The following is a 4,712-nucleotide window of genomic DNA, read 5'->3' as shown; positions in this document are numbered from 1 at the left end:
CTGTTTGATCCTAACAAAAGGGTTAAATGGACTGAAAAAGGGGAAACGGTATGGGGCACTAATATTGATAGAATGAAAGCAAGAAGAGCACCTATAGGATATGATGGTAAGTCTGTTGAGTTGCATCACCTAAATCAAACCCCTGATGGACCCTTAGCAGAAATGAGCCATGAATTTCATAAAAAATATACTTCTGTTATTCATGCTAATCCAAAAACACATCAATCGCTCATAGATAGAAAAAAGTTTGAGAAGCAGAGAGAGGAATATTGGTATAAACTTGGTAATGGGTATGGAGAACAAGAAAACAGTAGTTTAGGAGGAATAATCAATATGAAATGGGGCATTATAGGTCTAAATTTTGACAGATGGGGACAGAAGCACCGGCAGTAATTCTCTACGGTTGATGAAAAGAGAAACTTATAAAATAATTTATGGAGGATAATTGATGAAAACCTATACCTTAGATGATGTTACAGTATTAGTTGATAAATATGAAGGTGATATTGTTAATTTTGCTAGCAAAGATAAGGAGGTTGATGATCTCGTGATTGAAAAAGCTGAGGAAATTCTTGGTTTGCAATTCACATCTTCCTATAAAGTTTTTTTAAAACATTATAAAGGCGGGGACATTGGTGGTTATGAAATCTATAGGCTTTATAAGGAGTGTGGAGAAGATATTCCTTTTGATGATATTGTTTTCCAAAATTTAAATGATAGGAAACGTGGTTTTGCAACACTAGAACAGCTTATCGTTTGTGATGCTGCTTTTGGTGAAACCTTTTATTTTGATTATACGCAGTTTCGGGATGGTGAATGCCCACTTTATGTCATGCTTCCATCTGAAGATTGCGAATATTACGCAAGTAATTTTTATGAATTCCTTTGCAAAAGAATTAAAGAAAGCGTGGGAGTTGAGATACCTGATGGTGAACAACCAATTGAAAAGACTGAGAACACTCCCACTCCGCAACCTATACCTTTTTACAAGAGCTTTTGGAAAAAACTATGGAAGAGGTGAAGTTGATAGAGGGAATATGGAGCGTTTATCACGCAAGTTTTGAGGATCATCCATGAAAACCTATACCTTAGATGATGTTGCAGTATTAATTGATAAATATAATGATATTATCAATTTTGGTACTGAAAAAAATGCGGTTGATGATCTTGTGATTGAAAAGGCTGAGAGAACTCTTGGTTTACAATTCACCTCGTCCTACAAAAGTTTTTTAAAAAATTATGGAGGAGGAGAAATTGGTTGCGAGGAAATTTTTAGCATTTATGGTGTAGACTTTGAAACTGTTTATGGTGGTGACATTGTCTATAATCGCTTAACAGAAATGAAAAATGGTTTAGCAAAATCACAGCAGCTTGTTGTCAGTAGAACTGATTTTGGTGAGACATTTTACTTTGATTACTCTCAGTTTCAGGATGGTGAATGTCCGCTCTATTTTGAGGTAATATCTGGAGATCCCCTTTATTATGCAAGTAATTTTTATGAATTTCTCTGTAAAAGAATTAAGGACCATGCAGGGGAAGATTTATGAAAACCTATACTTTAGATGATGTTGCAGTATTAATTGATAAAGTGAATAAATATGATGATATTATCAATTTGGGTACTGAAGATGATAGAGAGAATGAAACAGATGATTTACAGATTGAAAAGGCGGAGAAAGCTTTGGGTTTGCAATTCACATCCTCTTACAAAGTTTTCTTAAAAAAATATGGAGGAGGAGAAATTGGTGGTGATGAAATATTTAGCATTTATGGAGATTGTGGGGAAGGTATTCCTGCTGGTGATATTGTTTACCGAAACTTACTCAATAGAGAACGTGGTTTTGTGACACCAGAACAGCTTTTCGTTAGCAGAACAGATTTTGGTGAAACCTTTTATTTTGATTATACGCAGTTTAGGGATGGTGAATGCCCACTTTATGTCATGCTTCCATCTGAAGATTGCGAATATTACGCTAGCAATTTTTATGAATTCCTTTGCAAAAGAATTAAAGAAAGCGTGGGAGCTGAGATACCTGATGGTGACCAACCGATTGAAAAGATTGAGAACACTCCCACTCCGCAACCTATACCTTTTTACAAGAGTTTTTGGAAAAAACTATGGAAGAGGTGAAATTGATAGAGGAAATATGGAGCGTTTATAACGCACGTTTTGAGGATCATCTATGAAAACCTATACTTTAGATGATGTTGCAGTATTAATTGATAAAGTGAATAAATATGATGATGAGATTATCAATTTTGGTACTGCAAAAAATGCGGTTGATGATTTTGTAATTGAAAAGGCGGAGAAAATTCTCAGTTTACAATTTACATCTTCTTACAAGAGTTTTTTAAAAAATTATAAAGGAGGAGAAATTGGTGGCGAAGAAATTTTTAGCCTTTATAAGGATTGTGGGGAAGGTATTCCTGCTGGTGATATCGTTTACCAAAACTTAAATGATAGAAAACGTGGTTTTACGACACCAGAACAACTCGTTGTGAGTTATGATCTTGGTGAAACCTTTTATTTTGATTATACGCAGTTTCGGGATGGAGAATGCCCACTCTATGTCATGCTTCCATCTGAAGATTGCGAATATTACGCTAGCAATTTTTATGAATTCCTTTGCAAAAGAATTAAAGAAAGCGTGGGAGAAGAGATACCTGAAGGTGAACAACCGATTGAAAAGACTGAGAACACTCCCACTCCGCAACCTATCCCTTTTTACAAGAGTTTTTGGAAAAAACTATGGAAGAGGTGAAATTGATAACGAGGAAATATGGAGCGTTTATCACGCAAGTTTTGAGGATCATCTATGAAAACCTATACCTTAGCTGATGTTGCAGTACTAGTTGATAAATATAACGATAGTATCGATTTTGGCTCGACAGATGAAGCAGTTGATGATGCACTGATTGAAAAAGCAGAGAAAACTCTTGGTTTGCAGTTTACGTCTTCCTATAAAAGTTTTTTAAAAAACTATGGAAGAGGGGAAATTTGTGGTGAGGAAATATGTAGCGTTTATGATACAAACTTTGAGATTGTTCGTAGTGATGATATTGTTTATAAAAACTTAAATTATAGAAAAAATGGTTTTGCAACGCCACAGCAACTTATTGTTAGTAGAACCGATTTTGGAGAGACATTTTTCTTCGATTATTCTCAATTCCAGAATGGAGAATGTGCACTCTATTTTGATTTTCCACCCAAAGATCCACAATATTATGCAAGTAACTTCTATGAATTCCTCTGTAAAAGGATTACAGATAATTTGAAGTAGATTTTTTTGTATGGTGGTTTTACTTTCAAATTGCAATGTTAAACCACCATTATTTTTTTCTTTTCAAGAATGCAAGCGTCGTTAATATTTTTTAGGGGGGAAGGACTTNTCTTTAGCCTTTATAAGGAGTGTGGAGCAGATATCCCTGGTGGTGATATTGTTTTCAAAAACTTAAATGCTAGAAAACGTGGTTTTGCAACATCAGAACAGCTTGTCGTGTGTTACGCTGATTTTGGTGAAACCTTTTATTTTGATTATACGCAGTTTAGGGATGGAGAATGCCCACTTTATGTCATGCTTCCATCTGAAGATTGCGAATATTACGCAAGTAATTTTTATGAATTCCTATGCAAAAGAATTAAAGTACACGCGGGAGTTGAGATACCTGATGGTGACCAACCGATTGAAAAGATTGAGAACACTCCCACTCCGCAACCTATACCTTTTTACAAGAGTTTTTGGAAAAAACTATGGAAGAGGTGAAATTGATAGTGAGAAAATATATAGTCTTTCTAGAGAGCCTAAGTATTACACAAGTAATTTTTATGTAAAAGAATTACAGATCATGCTGGGGGAATGATGATGCAAACCAAAGATGTCACAGAGATTTTAAAAAGACTGGGCTGGGAGCCTTATCGTGATAACGTGGGGGATACCTTTGCGCATTATCATCTTCCCGATCGCATTGTCGGTATTGGCTATGGTGTAAAAAATTATGGAGAGAGTGGCAAAGAGTTTTTGCTTTCGGCTGATCTCACCACCGCTGCTTATTGTCTTGCTCGGGAATATTCTAGAGGTGAAAAATCACAGCGTAAATATGGAGATGTGCTGTTTTACGCGAAGGAGGATTTTAATGTTAAAGCTCCGGATCTTTCCGAAAGCCATATCACAACCGCTTTAAACAAAGTGATTGCATGGGCGCAAGCACAGGATATTGAAAAAAAGTTGTGCGAGGAAGCTGCTGATCATTCTGCCGTTGCACAAGCATTACTTGGTGATATGGAGGCTTTAAGGAGTGATAGATCTACTCCAAAACTATCTGTGCCAGAATTTGCTGATTATAAAACAATGACATCGGATGATCGCCTGCTTTTTTTTGCGCAAGCCTATAAAAATGGGGAGTTGGATGATATTCTAACGCGCAAAAAAACCAAACAGCGCTCGATAAGCCTCACAGCAGCAATGCGCGTTCTCAAAACACAAGGGTGGTTTGCTACGGAGCCTGGAAAAATGTGGTTGATTTTGCCCGACTGCTTCATTCAATTTGATTTTGGTTTTATACGTCTTCATGATAATTACAATGTCCGTATTGAAGCTGAAATATCTAATGAAATGATTTCTGTTGCTTGCAATTGTATTCACTTTAGTGAGGAATATTGGTGTGTTTCTCCTAAAAATATTTATAATTCTTTTAATACGATTGGGGGGGGG

7 protein-coding genes and 1 pseudogene are annotated in these 4,712 nt (G+C 36.0%); all 8 read left to right on the top strand.

Going from position 1 to position 4,712, the window contains the following annotated elements; genetic code table 11:
- Positions 1-393, top strand: a 393-nt coding sequence (locus ACFIME_RS03340) for an HNH/ENDO VII family nuclease (protein WP_375684481.1), incomplete at its 5' end; no start/stop codon positions are given.
- A gap of 55 nt (positions 394-448) precedes the next feature.
- Positions 449-1,021, top strand: a complete 573-nt coding sequence (locus tag ACFIME_RS03335) for an SMI1/KNR4 family protein (RefSeq protein ID WP_375684480.1) — start codon at positions 449-451, stop codon at positions 1,019-1,021.
- A gap of 52 nt (positions 1,022-1,073) precedes the next feature.
- The gene (locus ACFIME_RS03330; protein WP_375684479.1) at positions 1,074-1,547 is read left to right on the top strand and encodes an SMI1/KNR4 family protein; all 474 of its coding nucleotides are present in this window, start codon (positions 1,074-1,076) and stop codon (positions 1,545-1,547) included.
- Positions 1,544-2,131: an SMI1/KNR4 family protein gene (locus ACFIME_RS03325; protein WP_375630403.1), complete on the top strand. Its 588-nt coding sequence runs from the start codon at positions 1,544-1,546 to the stop codon at positions 2,129-2,131. The genes ACFIME_RS03330 and ACFIME_RS03325 overlap by 4 nt, the downstream gene beginning before the upstream one ends.
- Before the next feature lie 52 nt (positions 2,132-2,183).
- Entirely contained in the window at positions 2,184-2,762 is a 579-nt protein-coding gene (locus tag ACFIME_RS03320) for an SMI1/KNR4 family protein (RefSeq protein ID WP_375684478.1), read from the top strand.
- 54 nt (positions 2,763-2,816) lie between these two features.
- A complete protein-coding gene (locus tag ACFIME_RS03315; protein WP_375678117.1) occupies positions 2,817-3,281 on the top strand; it encodes an SMI1/KNR4 family protein in 465 nt (154 codons plus the stop codon).
- Between the two features lie 111 nt (positions 3,282-3,392).
- Positions 3,393-3,764: pseudogene (locus tag ACFIME_RS03310) on the top strand (SMI1/KNR4 family protein); the annotation flags it as partial.
- Between the two features lie 99 nt (positions 3,765-3,863).
- The coding region (locus ACFIME_RS03305) for a DUF6990 domain-containing protein (RefSeq protein WP_375684477.1) at positions 3,864-4,712 on the top strand (849 nt) is incomplete at its 3' end.

The organism is Bartonella sp. AP1QHHD (genome assembly GCF_042196265.1).
Lineage (GTDB): Bacteria > Pseudomonadota > Alphaproteobacteria > Rhizobiales > Rhizobiaceae > Bartonella.
The sequence above is the reverse complement of the archived record's forward strand: the minus strand, read 5'-3'. Positions and strand labels throughout refer to the sequence as shown.